Annotated in this window: 21 protein-coding genes; 10 read left to right on the top strand and 11 right to left on the bottom strand. The window is 63.0% G+C overall.

Going from position 1 to position 19,746, the window contains the following annotated elements:
* Window positions 1–512: 512 nt before the first annotated feature.
* Window positions 513–785, top strand: a complete 273-nt coding sequence (locus tag B0W55_RS23480; protein WP_077048295.1) for a DUF2790 domain-containing protein — start codon at window positions 513–515, stop codon at window positions 783–785.
* Between the two features lie 49 nt (window positions 786–834).
* Here B0W55_RS23480 and B0W55_RS23475 read toward each other — a convergent pair whose 3' ends face one another.
* From B0W55_RS23475 to B0W55_RS23455, 5 genes are all read right to left on the bottom strand, one after another.
* Complete coding sequence (locus B0W55_RS23475; protein WP_077048294.1) at window positions 835–1,788, bottom strand: LysR family transcriptional regulator; 954 nt, start codon at window positions 1,786–1,788, stop codon at window positions 835–837.
* A gap of 46 nt (window positions 1,789–1,834) precedes the next feature.
* A complete protein-coding gene (locus B0W55_RS23470) occupies window positions 1,835–2,785 on the bottom strand; it encodes an aldo/keto reductase (protein ID WP_077048293.1) in 951 nt (316 codons plus the stop codon).
* A 109-nt stretch (window positions 2,786–2,894) separates the two neighbouring features.
* Window positions 2,895–4,361, bottom strand: a complete 1,467-nt coding sequence (locus tag B0W55_RS23465; protein ID WP_077048292.1) for an efflux transporter outer membrane subunit — start codon at window positions 4,359–4,361, stop codon at window positions 2,895–2,897.
* 19 nt (window positions 4,362–4,380) lie between these two features.
* On the bottom strand, window positions 4,381–5,874 hold the full coding sequence (locus B0W55_RS23460) for a DHA2 family efflux MFS transporter permease subunit (protein WP_077048291.1): 1,494 nt from the start codon (window positions 5,872–5,874) through the stop codon (window positions 4,381–4,383).
* Complete coding sequence (locus B0W55_RS23455; RefSeq protein WP_077048290.1) at window positions 5,874–6,992, bottom strand: HlyD family secretion protein; 1,119 nt, start codon at window positions 6,990–6,992, stop codon at window positions 5,874–5,876. Before B0W55_RS23455 ends, B0W55_RS23460 begins: the two co-directional genes overlap by 1 nt.
* Window positions 6,993–7,205: 213 nt before the next feature.
* On the opposite strand from B0W55_RS23455, the gene B0W55_RS23450 reads away from it, so the two are divergent.
* Window positions 7,206–7,844, top strand: a complete 639-nt coding sequence (locus B0W55_RS23450) for a TetR/AcrR family transcriptional regulator (RefSeq protein ID WP_077048289.1) — start codon at window positions 7,206–7,208, stop codon at window positions 7,842–7,844.
* Complete coding sequence (mug, locus tag B0W55_RS23445; RefSeq protein ID WP_077048288.1) at window positions 7,837–8,355, top strand: G/U mismatch-specific DNA glycosylase; 519 nt, start codon at window positions 7,837–7,839, stop codon at window positions 8,353–8,355. Before B0W55_RS23450 ends, mug begins: the two co-directional genes overlap by 8 nt.
* On the opposite strand, the gene B0W55_RS23440 is transcribed toward mug, so the two are convergent.
* The 6 genes from B0W55_RS23440 to B0W55_RS23415 all read right to left on the bottom strand — a co-directional run bounded on the left by B0W55_RS23440 (window position 8,349) and on the right by B0W55_RS23415 (window position 13,622).
* Entirely contained in the window at window positions 8,349–8,870 is a 522-nt protein-coding gene (locus tag B0W55_RS23440; protein WP_077048287.1) for a cytochrome C, read from the bottom strand. The two genes, mug and B0W55_RS23440, sit on opposite strands and share 7 nt — an antisense overlap.
* Window positions 8,871–8,943: 73 nt before the next feature.
* Entirely contained in the window at window positions 8,944–9,465 is a 522-nt protein-coding gene (locus tag B0W55_RS23435; protein ID WP_027620621.1) for a methylamine dehydrogenase light chain, read from the bottom strand.
* 18 nt (window positions 9,466–9,483) lie between these two features.
* On the bottom strand, window positions 9,484–10,104 hold the full coding sequence (gene mauD / locus B0W55_RS23430) for a methylamine dehydrogenase accessory protein MauD (RefSeq protein ID WP_077048286.1): 621 nt from the start codon (window positions 10,102–10,104) through the stop codon (window positions 9,484–9,486).
* 5 nt (window positions 10,105–10,109) lie between these two features.
* Window positions 10,110–10,649 carry a MauE/DoxX family redox-associated membrane protein gene (locus B0W55_RS23425; RefSeq protein ID WP_077048285.1) on the bottom strand — a complete coding sequence of 180 codons (540 nt, stop codon included), beginning with the start codon at window positions 10,647–10,649 and terminating at the stop codon, window positions 10,110–10,112.
* Between the two features lie 14 nt (window positions 10,650–10,663).
* Entirely contained in the window at window positions 10,664–11,812 is a 1,149-nt protein-coding gene (locus tag B0W55_RS23420; protein ID WP_077048284.1) for an amine dehydrogenase large subunit, read from the bottom strand.
* Window positions 11,813–12,149: 337 nt separating this feature from the next.
* Window positions 12,150–13,622, bottom strand: coding sequence for an ATP-binding protein (locus B0W55_RS23415; RefSeq protein ID WP_077048283.1), 1,473 nt, complete (start codon window positions 13,620–13,622; stop codon window positions 12,150–12,152).
* A 331-nt stretch (window positions 13,623–13,953) separates the two neighbouring features.
* Between B0W55_RS23415 and B0W55_RS23405 the strand changes: the two genes are divergently transcribed.
* The 7 genes from B0W55_RS23405 to B0W55_RS23375 are packed head-to-tail and all read left to right on the top strand — an operon-like array spanning window position 13,954 to window position 19,665.
* The gene (locus B0W55_RS23405; RefSeq protein WP_077048281.1) at window positions 13,954–15,114 is read left to right on the top strand and encodes an acyl-CoA dehydrogenase family protein; all 1,161 of its coding nucleotides are present in this window, start codon (window positions 13,954–13,956) and stop codon (window positions 15,112–15,114) included.
* A 29-nt stretch (window positions 15,115–15,143) separates the two neighbouring features.
* Window positions 15,144–15,515: a hypothetical protein gene (locus B0W55_RS23400; protein ID WP_077048280.1), complete on the top strand. Its 372-nt coding sequence runs from the start codon at window positions 15,144–15,146 to the stop codon at window positions 15,513–15,515.
* A 3-nt stretch (window positions 15,516–15,518) separates the two neighbouring features.
* On the top strand, window positions 15,519–15,989 hold the full coding sequence (locus B0W55_RS23395; protein WP_077048279.1) for a nuclear transport factor 2 family protein: 471 nt from the start codon (window positions 15,519–15,521) through the stop codon (window positions 15,987–15,989).
* Window positions 15,986–17,110: an amidase gene (locus B0W55_RS23390; RefSeq protein WP_077048278.1), complete on the top strand. Its 1,125-nt coding sequence runs from the start codon at window positions 15,986–15,988 to the stop codon at window positions 17,108–17,110. Before B0W55_RS23395 ends, B0W55_RS23390 begins: the two co-directional genes overlap by 4 nt.
* A 23-nt stretch (window positions 17,111–17,133) precedes the next feature.
* A complete protein-coding gene (locus B0W55_RS23385) occupies window positions 17,134–18,417 on the top strand; it encodes a Rieske 2Fe-2S domain-containing protein (protein ID WP_077048277.1) in 1,284 nt (427 codons plus the stop codon).
* Entirely contained in the window at window positions 18,414–18,914 is a 501-nt protein-coding gene (locus B0W55_RS23380) for an aromatic-ring-hydroxylating dioxygenase subunit beta (RefSeq protein WP_077048276.1), read from the top strand. Before B0W55_RS23385 ends, B0W55_RS23380 begins: the two co-directional genes overlap by 4 nt.
* A 10-nt stretch (window positions 18,915–18,924) precedes the next feature.
* Complete coding sequence (locus B0W55_RS23375) at window positions 18,925–19,665, top strand: SDR family NAD(P)-dependent oxidoreductase (RefSeq protein ID WP_077048275.1); 741 nt, start codon at window positions 18,925–18,927, stop codon at window positions 19,663–19,665.
* The last annotated feature ends 81 nt before the right edge of the window (window positions 19,666–19,746 follow it).

Raw genomic sequence — 19,746 nt, 5'->3', positions numbered from 1 at the left:
TGCTCGCGATGGACGTTAACGATGACGATGGCTGTCTGACTCCCCGCGTCATCGTTGACGACCATCGCGAGCAAGCTCGCTCCTACAGGGAATTGGGGAAATCTGCAAGATTCAGGGTGGCTGGCAGGCCGTCATCGCTGGCAAGCCATGCTCCTACAGGGAATGCGTGCAGCCGTAACCAGGTCGGCTCGAAGGCCGCCTCGGTTGCCGTGGCGGTGTTCGTCGTTCCGGTTCTGCGCAGTGGGCACCGAACGAAAGGGGCAAAAGCGTTTGGTTACTTGGCACTTTTCCAAGTGACCCGCTGTAGAATCGGAACCATAAGCCGCCGTGACCGCAGCAACGGATATTCACCCAACCCCAACCTCATTCCCCCTCATTCCGTTCACAGTGTTTATCCCGAATCAGACTGTTTGCCTCGACCCCAAATACCTAACATCGTCTCTACCGAATGAACCAGAAACCCCGGTTCAAACGGCCAAAAACCAACCCACCCACACGAGACGGTGAACACCATGAAAGGCTCAAGAATCGCATTACTCCTGGCCCTCAGTTTGCTCGGCACCCACGCCTTCGCCGAAGAAAGCCAGGCCAAGACCCAAACCACCAAAACCCCCGTCGAGGCTTACACCTACGGCTCGAAACTGGACATCAACAAAGTCATCACCATCAGCGACGTGCCAAACGAATGTGGCCCGGTGTCGGCGCAGATGACGTATGAAGATTCCCAGGGCCAGCGCCACGTCCTGCAGTATCAGGTCATGGGCAACGGCTGTTCGAACGGTTGAGTGCGGTGCGCACGATGGAGGGTCGACACTCCATCCGGGCAGGGCGGTTTCAATCAGAAGTGATCGGCATTTTTTTTGAGGAGCGGGCCACTTTTTCGTCCGCGGCCAGCAACCCGGGAATGTAGTCTTTCAAGAACTCCACCCAGGTTTTTATTTTTGCATCGACGAATTTTCGCGACGGGTAAATCGCGAACAGATTCAGTTCTTCGAAATGGTAGTCCGGCAGTACCCGTACCAGCGAACCCGCCTTGAGGCCGGCAACGGCCGAGGCCAGCGGCTGGATGCCGATCCCCATGCCATGACTGAGGGCGACGGTCATGGCGTCGGCGGTGTTGACGTGAAACGGCGATGCCGGGGTGCTGACGGTTTCCACACCTTCTGGCCCTTCGAACACCCAATGTTCACCCGGCATCACCGTGTTGACGATCCTCAGGCAGTCATGCTCGCTGAGTGCGCCCGGTGTGTCGGGCATTCCGCGTTTTTTCAGGTAGGTCGGCGACGCGCAGAGAATGCTGTAGGTGATGCCCAGGCGCTGGGCGACAAACCCGGAGTCGGGCAGGTCCCTGGCCAGCACGATCGACATGTCGAAGCCTTCTTCCAGCAAGTCAGGCAGGCGATTGGTCAGGGTCAGGTCAAACTGTACCGAGGGGTGGGTCTCGCGGTATTGGGCGATGGCGTCGATCACATAGTGATTACCGATGGCCGACATCGCATGAATCTTCAGGCGACCCGCCGGGTTGATCTGCGCCGTTCCCGCTTCCTCCTCGGCATCGCGCAACTCATCGAGGATTCTCTCGCAGCGCTGCAAATAACGCGTGCCGGCTTCGGTCAGGGCCAGGCGCCTGGTGGTGCGGTTGATCAGGCGCGTCTGCAAGCGGGTCTCCAGGCTCGACACCGCTTTGGAGACGTTGGTCGTGGTGGTGTCCAGCAACTCGGCGGCCGCCGTGAAGCTGCCGCTCTGGGCAACCGTCATGAAAAACCGCATGGTCTGGAACACATCCATCGTTCATACCTCGAGAGGGGATGCCGAAAATTATAGAGTCTGAATATCACCGGGGCGCTGACGAAAACAGATGCACGCCCGTTTCATTGACCGAATTGAAGCGTACCCGGTGGGTAATGTCTTGTCGGATTTCATGCATCGCGCGGTGGGGCAGGGTGGAAATATCGATGTTCTGCTGGATATGGCTCAGTGTCGTGGACTGGGTCACGAACGCCGTGCCCCGTTGTACCGCCCAGGCCAGGGCAATTTGCGCCGGGGTTTTCTGCAGGCGCCGGGCCATCTGGTTCAGCACGGGTTCGTTGAGCACGCTCGGCTCCAGGCCGTGGCCCAATGGCGCATAAGCCTGAAAGACGATGCCGTGCTGTTGGCAAAATTGCAGCAGTTCCCATTCCGGCAGGTAAGGGTGGGCCTCGACTTGCACCAGGGCCGGCTTGATCCGCGCCACGGCGACCACGTCCTGCAACGCCTGCAGACTGACATTGGACAAGCCGATGGACTTGCACAGGCCTTTGTCCACCAGGCGTTCCATGGCGCGCCAGGTGTCGATCAGGGTCACGCCCGAATCGTAGAGGATATGGGCAAAGGCATCCCGTGGGTGCAGTTCGTCGCCGGCCTGGAAGGCGAAGGGCGTGTGGATCAGGTAGCAATCGAGGTAGTCCAGCCCGAGCCGCTGACGACTGGCCTCGAACGCCGGCAACACCCGTTGTGGATGATGGTTGTTGTTCCACAGTTTGCTGGTGATGAACAGGTCTTCACGCCGGGCCTTGCCGGTTTCCAGGAAGGCGTGCACCGCCGCCCCCACGGACGCTTCATTGCCAAAACGCTCGGCACAGTCGATCGCGCGAAAACCGCTTTGCAGCGCCTGGGTGACGGCATCGATGGTCGCCGCGGGGTCATCGAAGAACGTGCCGAAGCCAACGGCAGGCAGTTTGCCCGAGCCGGTGTTCAGGGCGAATCGGGTGTCGGGCAGTTCATCGAAAATCGGTTCGTAGGACATGTCTGAATTCCTGAATAAAGATTTGAAAAATCGGTGGTGCTGAGCCTTTGTGGTGCGACGTTTCGCTGAATCCCCTCACCACGGGTTCTTCACTCGCGTTGAAAAATACTCATGGGTACGCCAGGTCACTCGCGCCACGACTGGCAACGTTTTGCTCAAACACCCCGACAGAATTCCCACCCAGCGCCACAAACAACTGCACCGTATCCAGGTACTGCGCCGTCTTCGCGCGAATGTGCCCCAGCAACGCCTGCTCGTACGCACGTTCGGCCTCCAGCACCTGAAGAATGCTGTTCTCGCCCTGGGCGTAGGCTTGCTGGTTGAGCTGGAAGCTGTTTTGTGCCGCGCGCAGCGCATCGCCCTGGGCGCGGAACTGTTCGGCGTCATGGTTGATGGCCTGCAGGGTGTCGGCGACCTGGCCGAACGAGCTGATGACCGTCTGCTGGTAACCGGCAAGGGTCGCGTTGTAACCCTCGATGGCGGCCTGGCGCTCAGCCTTGAGCGTGCCGCCATTGAAGATCGGTCCGGCAATGCCGGCGGCGAAGCCCCACAGCGCCGCGCCACCGTTGCCGGAAGCCGCCTCGGCCAGCGACGCCGACAGCGTCACCTTGGGATAGAGATTGGCGGTCGCCACGCCCACCGCGGCGCTGGCAATGTGCAATTGAGCCTCGGCTTGCTGTACGTCCGGCCGCGAGTGGGCCATCTCCGACGGCAAGGCGACCGGCACGTTGTTCGGCAGGTTGAAGTCGGCCAGGTCGAACCGCGGTGCGATCCAGTCGGCCGGGCCTTTGCCGGTCAGGATCGACAGCGCATGGGTCGCCGCATCCCGCTGCTGGGCCAACGGTGGCAGCAGCGTGCGGTCCTGGGCCAGGCGCGTCTCGGCCAGCGACACATCGATTTGGGTGGTGGCGCCATTGATATGGGCCGCGCGCACCAGTTCGAGGTTTTTCGCATCGTTGGCCAGCAGTTTCTCCACCGCCTCGATCTGCGCGTTGGCGGATGCCACCAGCAACGCCTGGCTGGCCACATTGCCGGTCATGGTCAGGTACGCCGCGTCGTAACGACGTTTTTGCAAGTCGCTGAACGCTTGCTGCTCTTCGATCTGGCGCTTGTTGCCGCCGAACACATCCAGGTCGAAACCGACCCGTGGCCCGATCGCATAGAAGTTGTCGACCGAAGGTTCCTTGGCGTTGTGCGTGCGCTGGCGACCGGCGGTGGCACCGAAGTCCACCTGCGGATACAGCGCGCCTTGTGCCGCCGCCACCGAAGAGGCCGCCTGGCGAATGGTCGCATCGGCCGCCACCAGCTCAAGGTTGCCGTCGATGGCCCGACGGATCACTTGGTCGAGCTTGGGCGAACGAAACGCCGACCACCATTGCCCGGTGACTTTTTTGCCCCATTGGATGCGCTGCTCGCCGCCCAGTTGCTGCTCGGCCTGTTGATCATAGTGCTGCGTGGCACTGTCGGCCGGGGCCTTGAAGTCAGGGCCGACGGTGCAGGCGCTGAGAAAAACGAAGGCCGCCAGCGCGCTGAGTGTCGTCGGGAAGCGCGTTTGGAACGAATGACTGTGTTTCATTGGGCACACTCCACAATAACTAGTTGGTCGCAGCGGGTTTGCGAAGAAACAGAACCAGCGGGCTCACCACGAGCATCGCCACCATCAAAATCTTGAACTGGTCGATCACGGCGATGAACGCCGCCTGGTGGGTGATCAGGTGGTTGAGCCCCTCCAGCGACTGCAAGGGCAGCGACGCGCCATGGCCCACGCCGTGATAGGGCGTGATGTGGGCGCCCAATGCCTGGTGCAGGGCCTGGGTGTTGTTGAAAAAGTACAGCTGCACGATGGCCACGCCGAAGGTGCTGGCGTACGCACGCAGCAGGTTGTAGAGACCGGTGGCTTCCGGGCGCAGCGGCGGCGGCAGAGTGCTGAAGGCGACCTTGGCCAGCGCCGCCATCGACATGCCGATGCCGAAACCCTGGAGAGCGCCGGCGACCGCCACCGGCGACCAGTCCATCAGCGGCGAGTAGCTGAGCATCAGCCAGTTGGCATATGTCACCAGCGCTACACCGATACCCACGAACAACCGGCGGTCGAAACGCTCCGGCAGCCGCACCGTCAGCAAGAACGCACCCACCATGCCCGCACCGCGCGGCAGGGTCAGGGCACCGGTGGTGTCAGGCGGGTAGCCGAGGATCTCATCGAGCATCGGCGAGGTCAGGGCCATGGTCGACAGCAGCACGAAGCCGATAGCGAAAAAGATCAGCGTCGACAGCACGTAGTTGCGATCGCGCAGCAGGCTCTTGTTGAAGAAATGCACTTTTTTGGTCAGGACATGCACCAGGAACCCATACGATCCCAAGGCGCAGGCGATGGCCTCGATCCAGATCTCTGGTGAGTCGAACCAGTCCATGCGTTCGCCACGGTCGAGCAGCATTTGCAGGCTGATCATCGCCACGGTGAAACTGCCGAAGCCGAAAAAATCGTAGGGCGGTGCCTGCTCGGCTTTCTTCTCGGCCAGCAACAGCCCGATCACCATGAAGATGTAGGCCGACAACGGCAGGCTGATGTAGAACACCGGCCGCCAGTCGAAATGCTCGGCGATCCAGCCGCCGATGGCAGGCCCCGTGGCAATGCCCAGCAGCACGACGGCCGTCAGGGTGGCGCCGAATTTCATGCGTTTTTCCGGCGCCAGCGTCTCCAGGGCAATCCCCATGGACAACGGCCCCAGCACACCGGCAGCCAGGCCCTGGACAATACGGGCGCCGATGAATTCCAGCGGCGTGCTCGAAGCCGTGCCCAGCAGCAGGCCCAGCATGAAGACGGCCAGTGCGGCCAGGTACACCCGCTTCAAACCAAAACGTGCAGCCAACCATTGGGCAATCGGCAGGGTGATAGCGCTGCCCGCAAGGTAAGCGGTGAAAATCCAGCCGGCCTGGTCGTCGGTCATCGACAGGCTGCCTTGAATCAACCGGAGCACCGCGTTGGGTAACGGCAGGTTCGCCGACTGCATGTAAGTGGTCAGCAGCACAGCGAACCTGAGCGAACCCGCAGCGCTTGCCCCGGGGCTTGCACTGGCGTTGGCGTTCATCAGAAGTTACCTGCGGTCAACAGCGACTTGAGCGGGCTCCACCAAGGGGTGTGGTGGCCGGTGTCGACTTTCACGGTGGCGCTGGTGCCCGAGAACAGCGGCAGGGCCGGGTCGATGTCGTCAAGTTCCAGACGAACCGGTACCCGCTGGACGACTTTCACCCAGTTGCCAGTGGCGTTTTCCGGCGGCAGCAGGGAGAAATCGGAACCGGCGCCTGGGCTCATGCTGGTGACGTGGGCCTTGAACACGCGATCAGGATAGGTGTCGATGCTGATGGTTGCTTCCTGGCCCGGGCGCATGTGGGTGACCTGGGTTTCACGGAAGTTGGCCTCGACCCAGATCTCGTGATCGGAAATCAACGCAAAGGCAGCGGCGCCGTTATTGAGGTAGTTGCCCACCTGCAGGTCATCGACCTTGGCGACGATGCCGTCCGCCGGCGCGTACACCGTGGCGTAGGAGAGATACAACTGCGCCTCGTCCAGCTGCGCCTTGGCTTCGCGCACTGTCGGGTGGCTGTCGGCTTCGATGTTCGGGTTGCCGTTCAGGGCCACCACGGTGCTGGCGATCTGTTGTTCGATCGAGGCAATGCGCTGACGGGAAATCTTCAGGTCAGTGTCGGCGCGATCGTAGATGGCACGGGACACGAACTCGGTGGCGACCAGGGCTTTCTTGCGGGCGAATTCCTTCTGATCGAAGTCGGCGGACTCTTTGGCCGACTGCAATTCCGCCTGCTGCTGGCGGTAGCTGGCCTTGAGGCCGTCGATGCGCAAACGGGCCACGCTGAGTTGGGCCTGGGCGCGGTCAATGGCGATCTGCAGCGGCTTGGGGTCGATGCGAAACAGCACCTGACCCTTGTGCACCTGTTGATTGTCCTGGACGGCGATTTCCACAACCTGCCCGGAAATCCGCGTATTGATCGACGCCTTGGCCACCCGGGCGTAGGCGTTATCGGTGGTGACGAAGGGTTCGCCGGCCACGTATTTGGTGTAGCCGACGATGGCGAAGAGGGCGGGCACGCCGAACATCAGCCAGGGGCGCAGTTTTTCCTTGAGCGGCTTGTTGATCCGCTCCGGGTGCTCGAAGTTCTGCGAAGCGGGGATGTCGAACTGTTTGGTCATGATCGAATACACCTCAAAACGAATAATTGCTGTTAGTAAGCAAACCCGTGCGCGGTGGGGAGGGTTGCTCCGCCGCACTCGTTTCGTCTCTGCAATACCCGGTTCGAGCCTCGCTTCAACAAACGTCAAATTCAGGAACTTCTGGTTCCTTATTTTTGTGCGATGGTGTAAGAATATCCCTGACTTCCCCCTTCCACAAGGATTTTGTACGATATGGCACAAAATAAAGTTACCGAAGGAAAAAGCCGCGGCCGACCCCGCGCCTACGACCCGCAAACGGCGTTGCAGCAGGCCCTTGGTGTGTTCTGGAGCACCGGCTATTCCGGCGCTTCCCTGGACAGCATCGCCCACGCCGCCGGCATGAACCGGCCCAGCCTCTATGCCGCGTTCGGCGATAAGCATTCGCTGTACATCAAGGCGCTGGAGCAGTACTGGGAATTTGCCGCCGCCAATATGGAAGCGGCGCTGGCAGACGACGATCTGCCGTTGCGCGAGGCGCTGATCCGCTTTTATGAGGGGCAGTTGTCGATCTATTACTCCGGCGAAGGCCAGACTCGCGGCTGCTTTGTCATCGGAACGGCGGCGACCGAGGCCGTTGAAGACCAAGGCATTCGTGAGGTGTTGTCAGATCGGCTCAGTCGCCTCGATGAGCAACTGGAAGCGCGTGTGCGCAAGGCTGTGGAATCCGGCGAACTGGCCAGCGATGTCGATGTTGGCGCGGTGGCGGTTCTGGTTTCGTCGTTGCTGCACAGCATCTCGATCCGCGCCCGTGCCGGCAAACCCCGGGAGGAGCTGACCCGGCTGGCGCACAACGCGGTCAACCTGATCTGCGGCGGCCCAGCGCGTGAGTGACGGGCTCGAAGACATTCTGGCCGAACGCCTGGCGGTGGTTTTTTGCGGCATCAACCCCGGCGTGATGGCCGCCGCCCAGGGCCATCACTTCGCCGGGCGCGGCAATCGCTTCTGGCGCACCTTGCACCTGGCCGGGTTCACCCCGCAGCAAATGCGCCCGGAAGATGACCGCACCCTTTTGCAGTATCAGTGCGGCCTGACCGCCGTGGTCGAGCGAGCGACGGCCCGGGCCGATCAACTGTCGCCCCGGGAATTCGTCGAGGCGGCGGCGAGTTTCGAACAGAAGATTGGCCGCTATGCGCCACGTTGTGTGGCGTTTCTCGGCAAGGCGGCGTATGCGGGGTTATCGGGGCGGCGGGAGGTGACGTGGGGGCTGCAGGCGAGCACCTTCGGCAATGCCGTGGTGTGGGTATTGCCCAACCCGAGCGGGCGAAACCTGGCCTTCAGTCAGGACCAGTTGGTGGAGGCCTACCGCCTGTTGCGGATGGCCGTGCTGGACAACGATCAGTAGTTCATCCCGTCATCGATGGCGATGCCTTGGGCACGCATGGCCTTGATCAACTCGCTCCGGGTGCCGGGCAGGTTGAGCATGGTTTGGGCGCGCAGTGTGGTGACCTCTTCGGCGGTATAGGGCTGGTAGTGCGCCGGCATGCTTGCGCCCGCCATACCGTCCTCGCGCATCAACCAGTTGAGCAGGTCCGCCAGTTGCGCATTGTTCAGCGCCGACTGCGACATGCCTGGCACACGCACCAGGAATTCTCGGCCACCGGGCACCTTCAGGAAATTGCCGACAAAGCCTTTCATCCGCGGTACGTCATTGGCGGCCGAACCGGTACCGTCGCCCAGATGGCAACCGGCGCATTGCAACTGGTAGTTCACGCCGACGCCGTAGCCGGCATCGCTGATGGGGGTTTGCGGGGATTCGTTGCCCGGTGCGTGGCGCTGGTTCGGGTTGGGGATGGCACGGGCGTGGACGAGCGGGGTGGTCATGAGGCAGACAAGACCGAGGACGAGCAACCTACGCATGAAAAAACACCTCTACGCATTTGTGACGAGGGAGCTTGTCGATTCCACAAACTCCCTCGCCACAGGTAACGGATTAAACCGCCACACCCCGAATGATCGAAACGGTGCAGTGATAGATGTGCGATTTGGCGGCCAGGCACCAGTTCACATCGTTGTTGTTGAACGGGCGGTAGGCTGGTTCTTCACTGTCGTTGCGGGTGCAGGCGCACTGGGCGCAGCTTTGCTTACCGCAGCAGTCGTTGTACGAAATGATGTAGTCCTTGCCATCGGCCGGGTTGCGGCAGGTGCCGATCCAGGTCACTTGTGAGGCCTCGGTGCCCGGTGGGCAGGAGGTCACCGAGCCGCCGCAGCAGCTGCACAGAAAGCCGTCGATGGAACAGTAGCGCCAGTAGTCGCAGCTGTTCGGATCACCGGGGTCGCCGGCTTTCGGGTCGGTGGCGGCCAGCGCCTTGCTGGTACGGTCCAGCGGCAGCAGCAGGGGAAGGGCGGCACCGGCCACCATCAGCGAACCCATGCGCGACAACAGTTTGCGGCGCGAGGTGGTGTCGGCGACACGGCGCGTGGAGCGCTCGAACAACAGATCCAGCAGTTTCATGTAGGTCTCCCTGCCTTATCAGTGGCTATGGCCGTGGCTATGATCATGGTCGTGGGGCTGAGCATTGAGGTACTGCTGCAGCGTGGCGTGTTTGAGGTGTTCCACTTCGAACAGGCTGTCCAGGTGCTCGCGGGAGTTCACCAGGCCCTTGGCGCGCAGGGTGCCGGACTTGTCGATCAGCGCGGCGTACGGCAGCTTGCCGATCTGGTAGGTCATGCCCACTTCCGGCCCGACCACGTAGGTGGCGTCTTCGAGTTTGTGTTCGCGGATCAGCGCTTGCTGGGCGTCCATGTCGCCATCGCTGACGAACACCACGTCCAGGGTGCTGGCCTGTTCCTTGGCGATGGATTTGATCGCCGGCAGCAAGGACTTGCAGATCGGGCAGGTCGGCGAGAGGAAGAACAACAGTTGCGATTTCTCGCCGGCATAGCCGAAGTTCACCGGGCGGCCCTTGCGGTCGGCGGCGGTGATTTGCGGTGCGGCTTCGTTGACGGCCACGCCTTTGTCGACCATCAGCGCGCCGGCCGGGGCCAGCCGGCCATGCAGCACACCGATCTGACGGACCAGGCCCATGACGACGAACGCCACGGCCACCAGCAATACCCAGAGCAATACGTTGGAAACGATCAAGCCTTCCATTTTGATTACCTACCAATCAATTTGAGCAGAAGAGGGGAGTTCGCCAGCAGGCCATCGGCCGCGGCGTAGATGAGCAGCGCAACGGCGGCGGCCGCCAGCGTCACGAAGCCATCGAACACAGTCATGTCACGCACCACCGGGGCCAGGCTGGCCACCAGCGCCAGCGCCACCAGCACGCTGTTGCGCAACAGCAGGACCGGGCGCAGCGGTTGCGCCTGGTCGGGGCCGGCGCAGCCGCAGTCGATGTCCGCACGACCGCGCCACAGGTTGATGCCGATGGCGGCGGCGTACAGCGCCAACAGGCCGGCAGCGCTCAACGCGGCCCAGGGCCGGCTGACCGGCACCAGCAAGGCGAAGGCGATAGCCAGTTCCAGCAGCGGAATCAGCCGTGCGGCGGGGCGCACCAGCGCACCGGGCAGCAGTTGATAGTCGGCCAGTTGTTTGGCGAAGCGACCAGGCGCGCGGACCTTGTGGGTCGCGGCACTGGCCAGCAGCACCGCAATGGCGATGGCGCTGGCAATGATGAAGATCGGATCTGAATGCATGGGCCGAACCTCGTTCAGTAGCTCATGACCTGAGTCGCGGTTTTCGCGACCTTGGGCATGCTGCCGGTGTGCTGGTTGGTCTTGAGGTCGAAGATCTGCAAACCGCCCTCGACGTCGGCGCCCAGCAGCACGGGCTTGTCGTCGCCGGTGGCCTGCATGCTCCAGATCGGGGCCGGCGCTTCGAGGGTTGCGATTTTCTTCCCGGTTTTCAGGTCGAAAGCCCAGATCAGGGTGCTCGGGTCTTCCCACTTCATCGGTTCGTGGGCGTCATGCATCAGCACGTACAGGCGATTGAACTTCGGCGCGACCGCCATCAGCTGCCAGCCGCCCGGCGCCCAGCCGGCCTTCTTTTCCTCGTCGGTGGTCAGCGACCAGCTCGGCAGGATCCTCGGCGCATCGCCACTGAAATCCACGGCGCGCACGGTGCCGGTGGTCGTGGTGAAGTAGTAGGTGTCGCCGACGTTGACCGCGCGCTCCACCAGTTTTTCCGCATTCGGGTCAAAGAACGGCGTGCGGCTGCGCGCGGTTTCCTTGCCCTCGTCGTTGAGGGTCACCACCTGCAGGCTGCCGTCGCCGCACAGCGAGGCGAAGCGGCGTTTGCCGATCGGGTAGTTGAGCACGCAACCGGGAATGGCGATTTCCGAACTGACGGCTTTGCTCTGGGTATCGACCACGGTCACCGAGGTCGACGGGGTGAAGTTGTAGACGTAGACGAAGCGGTCGTCGCCGCTGGTCTTGAGGCCGTAGCGCTGGGTCAGCGACTCGGCGCGCTTGTTCGGGATCAGCACTTCCCAGGCCGGGGACAGGGTCGAGGTGTCCCAGGCAGTCAGCACGTCGGTACGGGTGCCGCGGGTGCCACGGGAGTACCAGATGTCGGCGGCGTAGATCAGCTTGCCGTCATGGCTCAGGGCCGAAGGCGCGGCAAACCCGGTCGGGACCATGCCCAGCACGCGTTTCTGATCCGGGTCGACCACGGTGACACGGCCGGCGACGAAGCTTTCGAACTCGACATCGACGACGAACGCACGATGCGGTTCGGCGGGGAAAGCCAGGGTGGTCTGGCCGATGGTGTCGGCGGGCAGATCCGCACGGGCACTGTTCAAACCGAGTACAAGCAGGCTCAGGCCTAGCGCTGTCTGTACGGAGATCCTGTTTGTTCGCATAAGGGGAACTTCCTGAATTGTTGGTAACGCGGATCGCGGGTGAGTGGGCAGATTCTGACCAGTGAATAGTGCCCCGCCCGGCGTTTTCAGGAATTGCCCTGCCTGCCAAGTGTTTGTGTATCTGTGCCAGTGTCATGAGATTGGCTGAACAAGCTGATAAGGCGTGATTTGGCTGGCGTCAGATGGAGCGGCGAAGTGACGCACCTGTGGCGAGGGAGCTTGCTCCCGCTCGGCTGCGCAGCAGTCGTAAAGTCCGGCGACTCGGTCTGCAAGGAGAAAGTCCGGGGCCGCTTCGCGACCCAGCGGGAGCAAGCTCCCTCGCCACAGGGTTTGTGCGTCAGGCGAGGGGAAGGGAGAAGGTGAAAACGGCACCACACGGCTCAAGATTCTGCGCCCAGATGTCCCCCCGATGCCGGCCGATGATGTTCTTGCACAGCGCCAGGCCGATGCCGTTGCCGCTGACCTTGGATGAGAAGAAGCCGTCGAACAGTTTTTCCTGGGCCTGGGCCTGAATGCCGCGGCCCCTGTCTTCGATGCGCACCCGCGCCACACCGTCGTCGGCGCTGGCATGGATGCGCAGCAGGCGGCGTTCGAGGGGCAGGTCGGCCATTTCTTCGATGGCGTTGAACGCCAGGTTGAGGATCACCTGGCCGATCAACACCTTCTCGCAGCTCACCCGCAACGGCGCGGGGGCAGGGATCACCTCCACCTTCACCAGGCTGGGATCGGCGCGCAGGCTGATGAAGTAACGGGTCTCGGCCAGCAGTTCGTTGAGGTCCACCTGTTCTTCGCTCTGCTCCAGCTTGACCACGTAATCGCGCACGCTCTTGATGATCACCGAGGCGTGTTCGATCTGCCGCACGGCGTTTTGCAAGCCCCAGGCAACCCCTTGATCGGCACCGGCCGCGTTCCCCAGGCGAATCACCGCGCCTTCGATGAAGTTACGGGTCGCCGCCAGCGGTTGGCTCAGTTCATGGGCAATCGCCACGGCCATCTCGCCCATGGCGTTGTAGCGCGCCAGGTACTCGAGTTTCTGCTCGCTGACCCGCCGCGCCTCTTCGGCCTGTACCTGTTCGGTGACGTCGCGAAACAGCAGCAAATGCCCCGCCAGATCGTCTTCGATATCGATAAAGCGGCAGGTCGCATCGTGCCAGCGCCACTCGCCATCGCGGCGCTGCACCTTGTAATGCACGCTGAACGGCAAATGCTCGGGGGTTTCGTTGGACAGTTGCTGCAACAGGCGCTGGCGCGAAGCGTCGTCGCACCCGTCGAGAAAATTCTGGCCCATCAGCGTGTGCACTTCATTGCTGAGCAAGTGCGCACCGGAGTCGCTGATAAAACGGATATCCCCCTGTGGCCCCAGCACCGCGACGCCTTCGGCCAGGTCCTGCATGAACGCCTTGAGCCGGCTCTCGAAACGCTTGAGGTCACGCTTGACTTTGTCCTCCCTGGAAATGTCGCGGAACTGCACCATCAACACATCGCGACCTTCCAGGTGCACCAGGGTCGCCACCGCCTCGGACAGAATCTCCACCCCCTGCTTGGAGCGATAGCACCACTCGATGGCGCGCTGGCCCGTGCGCGCGGCGCCTTCCAGCCAGCGCAACCCCACCGAGCGCCGGTATTTGGGCGCATCGCGGGTCATGTCCGGGGCCTTGAGCGGGGTCAGCTCCTCCAGGGTAAAACCCAGGGCTGACAGGGCCGCGGCATTGGCCCAGAGGATCTCCTTGCTGTGGGCATCGTGAAGAATGATGCACAGCGGCATGGCTTCGATCAGTGCAAAAAAATCGTTCGGTTTTGGCAAGTACATCGCACGGCCCTTGGCGGCAGAGGGTTGCAGTATGGCGCTTTATACCTGCTCGCACAGGTGGATGCGCTCAGAGGTAACCGGTGGGGTACTAGGGGTTTTCTTTAGCCAAGTGGCTACACGCACCAATAGTGGCGCCCGGATGCGGTTTTTACACTGGACCCCAATGCAAGGGTCACGCATCTCCCCTGTAGGAGCGAGCATGCTCGCGATGAACCCGAGAGCACCACGGGGTGCCAGGTTTCCCGCGTCATCGTTGACGACCATCGCGAGCATGCTCGCTCCTACAGGTCATGGTGCAGCCCTCTAACAATAAGCAAAACGGAGAAAGCCCATGCTGCGTTCAGCGGTTGCGCAACAAGCATCGATCGGCGTCGACGAGCAGGTCGTCGACAGCCAGGCCTTTGCCCAGGTACTGGACGAAGTGCGCCAGCGCCGCAACGAATTCGACAGCGTGTCCCATGTGCCACGGGACATGATCGAGCGCTTCAAGCAGGTGGGCATCTACCGCGCCGCCACGCCCAAATGCTTCGGCGGCGACGCATTGGCGCCGGCCAAATTCCTGCAGATGATCGAACGCATCTCCGAAGCCGACGGTTCCGCCGGCTGGGTCGCCAGTTTCGGCAGCGCCGGGGTTTATCTGGCCGCCTTGCCGCCCGAAACCCTGGCTGAAATCTACGCCGACAGCCCCGACCTGGTGTTCGCCGGCGGTCTGTTCCCGCTGCAACCGGCCGAGGCGGTCGAAGGTGGCTGGCAAGTCAACGGCACCTGGAAATTCGCCAGCGGCTGCAAGGGCGCCGACTTGCTCGGTGTCGGCATCGGTGCCGCTGGCGGCAAGCCTCGCACCGCGGTGTTCCGCCCGGACCAGGTCGAGATCGTCGAAAACTGGGACGTGGTCGGCCTCAAGGGCACCGGCAGCCACGACCTGCGCGTGACCGACAAACGCATCGACGAGCGCTGGACCTTCATCCGTGGCGGTGCCGCCACCATCGACGAGCCGTTGTTCCGCTACCCCTCCATCGCCTACGCCGCGCAAGTGCTGGCGGTGGTCAACCTCGGCCTGGCCCGTGCCGCGTTGGACGAAGTCAGCCGCATGGCCGGCGGCGGTGGCATCACCGGTGCACCGAAAATGGCCGACCGCGCCTACGTGCGCATCGAGATCGCCAAGGCCGAAGCCAGGCTCGCGGCCGCCCGGGGCTTTTTCTACAACGCCACCGAGCAAGTGTGGGACTCGATCCTCAAAGGCAACCCGGTCACCCCGGAGCAGACCAGCCTGCTGCGCCTGTCGGCGATCCACGTGTCCCAGGCCGGCGCCGCCGTGGTGCAGAGCGCCTACAGCCTGGCCGGCACCACCGCCATTTACCTGCGCCATCCGCTGCAGCGCTACCTGCGCGATTCGATGGTGGTGACCCAGCACGCCTTCCTCAGCGAAGGCCTGTACGACGGCGCGGGCTCGGTGTTCCTCGGCGTACCGCCGTTCCCTGGCTACATCTGAATTTCATCATTGACTAAAGGATCAACCCCATGACTCAAGCTACCCAGGAACCGTTGCGCGTCGTCTTCTGCATCGGCATCACCCAGAACTTTTTCGACCTGCCCACCGGCGAAGGCCTGAGCGTGTGGAAGGGCTTCAGCCAGATGATGGGCTCGCTGGGCGCCATGCCCGGGATCACCGTACTCGGCGCCATGGACGACGATCGGCTGATGGTCGGCCCGTCCACCACCTCGCCCTGGACCGTGTACATCATGGCCGACGTCGACTGCCACCAATCGGTGATCGACGCCTGCAACCTGTTCCGCACCACCCCGGTGAACGAGTACAGCCTGTGGCGCTACGCCAAGGTCGAAGCGCGCATCGGTCGCCCGCTGACCATCCCTGACGCGGCCAAGGTGTAAGCCATGGACCAGGCCTTGCTGCAGCGTCTGGCGACGCTCGAAGGGGAAAGCGCGGTGCGGCGCTTGATGGCGCGCTACATGGACCTGTGCGATGTGCCGCGGGCGCTCACCCACATCAGCGAATTGGCTGAGCTGTTCTGCATCGATGCGATCTGGGAGGGCATCGGCACCCAGACCGCGCAGACCTTCGGCCAACACCGGGGGCGCGAGGCCGTGGCCGCATTCGTCGGCGGTTACCTGCCGCCGTCCGACCACTTCAAGCTGAACCTGCATTACCTCACCAGCGAGTCGATCGTGGTCGACGGCAGCGGGGCGCAAGGGCAGTGGATCATGCAGCAGATTTCCACCTATGCCGATGGCCGCAGCGAGTTGTTCGGCACCCGCCTGAACATCGATTTTCGCTGTGTCGACGGCACCTGGCTGATCGCGCATTTCCGTACGCAGCGCCTGTTCAATACGGAGTTGAAAGCATGAGTACTTTCATCAGCGAATTTCTCCTCGGTGGCAACGGCAAACGCGTCGCCATCAAGGATTCCATCGACATCGCCGGTTACCCGACCCGCTCCGGCAGCCGCGCGTTTGACGACGCGCCACCGGCCACGCAAAACGCCGAAGTGGTCGACGCAATTCTCGACGCTGGCTGGCAGATCGTCGGCAAGACCAACCTGCATGAACTGGCCTTCGGCGTCACTGGGATCAACGACTGGACCGGTACGCCGATCAACCCGCAGGCGCCGGACCGGGTGCCGGGCGGTTCCTCCAGCGGTTCGGCCTCGGCCGTCGCCGCCGGCCTGGCGGACATCGCCATCGGCACCGACACCGGTGGTTCGGTCAGGGTGCCGGCGGCGTGCTGCGGTATCGCCGGGCTCAAGCCGACCTATGGCCGGGTCAGCCGCGTCGGTGCGCACCCGCTGGAATCGAGCCTCGATTGCGTCGGGCCGTTCGCAAGAAACATGGATGATTTGATCGCCGCCATGCAGGTGATCTGCCCAGGCTTTGCCGTGCACGGACTGTCCGTCGACGGCGCGAAAGTCGGCTTCCTCGACGTGGCCTGTGACGCGCACCTGCGAGCCAGCCTCGGCGCCGCAGCGGACCGTGCCGGCTGGCGTCGCAGCCACTTGCAATTGAGCGAATTCGAAGCCGCCTTCGCCGCGGGCCTGACCGTGATCAATTTCGAAAACTGGGCCGCGTTCGGTCACCTGACCGGCAAGGGCCTGATCGGCGCCGACGTGGAAACCCGCCTGCTGGCCGCCAGCCGTACGACCCGTGAAGAACTCGCGCAGGCCGAAGCGGTGCGCAGCCGATTCACCCGGCAGGTGGACGCGGCGCTGGAGGATTTCGCCGTGCTGCTGTTGCCGACACTGCCGAGCCTGCCGCCGACCCTCAGCGAAGCCCGCGCCGGCAGCAAGGCGGTGGCCGGCATGACGCCGCTGGTGCGCCCGTTCAACCTCAGCGGCCATCCGGCGCTGACGGTACCGGTGGAACTCGATTGCGGCGGGCTCAAAGTCGGCCTGCAGATTGTCGGCCGCAAAGGTCAGGACGAACAGGTCTGCGCCTTTGGTGCGCAGCTGCAAGCCTCAATAACCCAATCATAAAAAGAAGCCATGAGGAGAACCGCATGAGCACTCATGAATATCGGCTGATCGCATCGTCGAAAAGCCCCGAAGACCTGGTCCAGCATGACCGCGTCGACGTCTCGCTGTACAACGACCCGGCGCTGTTCGAAGCCGAGCTGGAAAAGATTTTCTACCGCACCTGGGTGTGGGTCGCCCACGAAAGCGAAGTGCGCAACAGCGGCGACTTCAAGACCGCCACCATCGGCCGTCGCCCGGTGATCGTGGTGCGCGACAAGAAGAACACCATCAACGTCCTGGAAAACCGTTGCCGGCATCGCGGCGCCACCGTGTGCGAGAAGCACAAGGGCAACGCCACCGGTTTCACCTGCCCGTACCACAGTTGGTCCTATGGCCTGGACGGCAAACTCCGTGCGCTGCCGTACCCGGACGGCTACGAAGGCATCCTGGAAAAGTCCGAGCTGCCGCTGACCAGCCTGCGGGTCGAAAGCTACGCCGGCATGGTCTTCGCCAGTTACAACGACGACATCGAACCGCTGGAAGACTTCCTCGGCGGCGCCAAACACTGGATGGACCTGTTCATGAAGCAGGGCGCCGGCTACCCGATCAAGACCCAGGGCGAACACAAGTTCAGCTTCAAGGGCAACTGGAAGATCCAGCTGGAAAACACCACCGACGGTTATCACTTCCCGATCGTGCACAAGTCGTTCATGTCGTCGGTGGATGAAGAAACCTCGGAAATGCTCTCGTTCATGACCGACGAGCAAGCCGTCACTCACTCGCTGGGCAACGGCCACAGCGTGATGGTGATGGTGCCGGAGCACGTCGACCTGGATCACGACGACGGCACCGAGCAGTTGCAGGAGCGCTTCGCCCACGTCACCGAAGAACTGTCGAAAACCCTGCCGGCCGATCAGGTGCGACGCATCGTGCGTTCGCTGCACGGCGCCGGGTTCAACCTGAACCTGTTCCCCAACGTGGCCATGTCGATGTCGTTCTTCCGCGTGCTGCGCCCGGTGTCGGTCACCGAAACCGAGATCCGCCACGTGGCCCTGGGCATGGACGGCGGCCCGGAAATCGCCAACCGCGAGCGCATGCGCATTCACGAACACTTCCAGGGCCCGTTCGGTTTCGGCAGCCCCGACGACGCCGAAGCCTGGGATCGCGTGCAGCGTGGGTCCTACGCCGGGGTCGACGCGCCGATCCTGGTCAACCGCGGCCTGAACCGCGAAATCACCGCCCAAAACGGCGACAAGGTCAGCCACGCCACCGACGAAGGCGGCATGCGCGGTGCCTACGACATGTGGAAAAGGATGATGAGCCAATGAGCAATCACGACACCCTGAACGGCTTTTCCGGCCCCCTGGCCCAGGCCATCGAGTTCATCTGGCGCGAAGCCGAGCTGCTGGACCACAAGAACTACGCCGAGTGGGCGACCCTGTGGAGCGAGAGCGGCAAATACATCGTGCCGATCGACCCGGACACCGAAGACTTCGAGGCCACCCTCAACTACGCCTACGACGATGCGCGCATGCGTGACCTGCGCATCGAACGCCTGACCGCCGGCTACTCGCCGTCGGCGGTGGACGCGGCGAAAACCATCCGCACCGTCTCACGTTTTCGCCTGGTGGAAGCGGCGGGAGACATCGTCGAAGTCAACTCGGCGCAGTTGCTCTATGCGTACAAACGCGGGGTGCACACGCCGTTCGTGGCCGACCTCAACCACCGCATTCGCTTCACCGACGGCGTGCCGACCCTGGAGCGCAAAGTGGTGCGTCTGATCAATTCCACCGACAGCCTGAGCGCGCTCGGCTTCCTGTTGTGAGGGCATCATCATGAGTCGAGTAGCCCTTGTCACCGGTGCCTCGCGCGGATTGGGCGAGTGCATCGCCCGACGTCTGCACGCGGCCGGTTATCGCGTGGGTCTGGCGGATCTGCATGTCGACGGCGTGCAACGCCTGGCGCTGGAGCTCGACAGCAGCGGCGCCAGCGCCATGGCCATCGAACTGGATGTGCGCAGCAAGGCGGATTTCCAGCGGGCCCGCGATGCGTTGGTGGAGCGGTGGGGCGGTTGCGACATTCTGGTGAACAACGCCGGGGTGTCGAAAGTCGCGGCGCTGATGGACATCACGCCTGAAGAGTTCGATGAGTCGATGGCGATCAACCTGCGCGGCACTTTCGTGGCCTGCCAGGTGTTCGGCGCGCATTTCGCCGAGCGCGGCTTCGGGCGCATCGTCAACATCGCCTCCCTGGCCGGGCAGAACGGCGGCACGGCCACCGGCGCCCATTACGCGGCGGCCAAGGGTGGGGTGGCGACGTTGACCAAGGTCTTCGCCCGGGAACTGGCGCCCCGTGGCGTGACGGTCAACAGCATTTCACCGGGCCCGCTGGACTTGCCCGTGGTGCGCGAAACCGTGGCCCCGGAGCGTCTGGAACAGATCCTGAAAATGATCCCCGCCGGCACCCTCGGCGACCCGACGTTCATCGCCGACAGCGTACTGCTGCTGATCGCCGACAACGCAACGTCCGTGACCGGTGCGTGCTGGGACATCAATGGTGGCCTGTTCATGCGCTGAGAGGCGGCAATCAACTGTGGCAGGGACGCTTTTGTGGCGAGGGAGCTTGCTCCCGCCGGGCTGCGAAGCGGCCCCAAAACC

It is taken from the genome of Pseudomonas sp. KK4 (genome assembly GCF_001984065.1).
Lineage (GTDB): Bacteria > Pseudomonadota > Gammaproteobacteria > Pseudomonadales > Pseudomonadaceae > Aquipseudomonas.
This window is presented reverse-complemented; position numbering and strand designations above follow the sequence as displayed.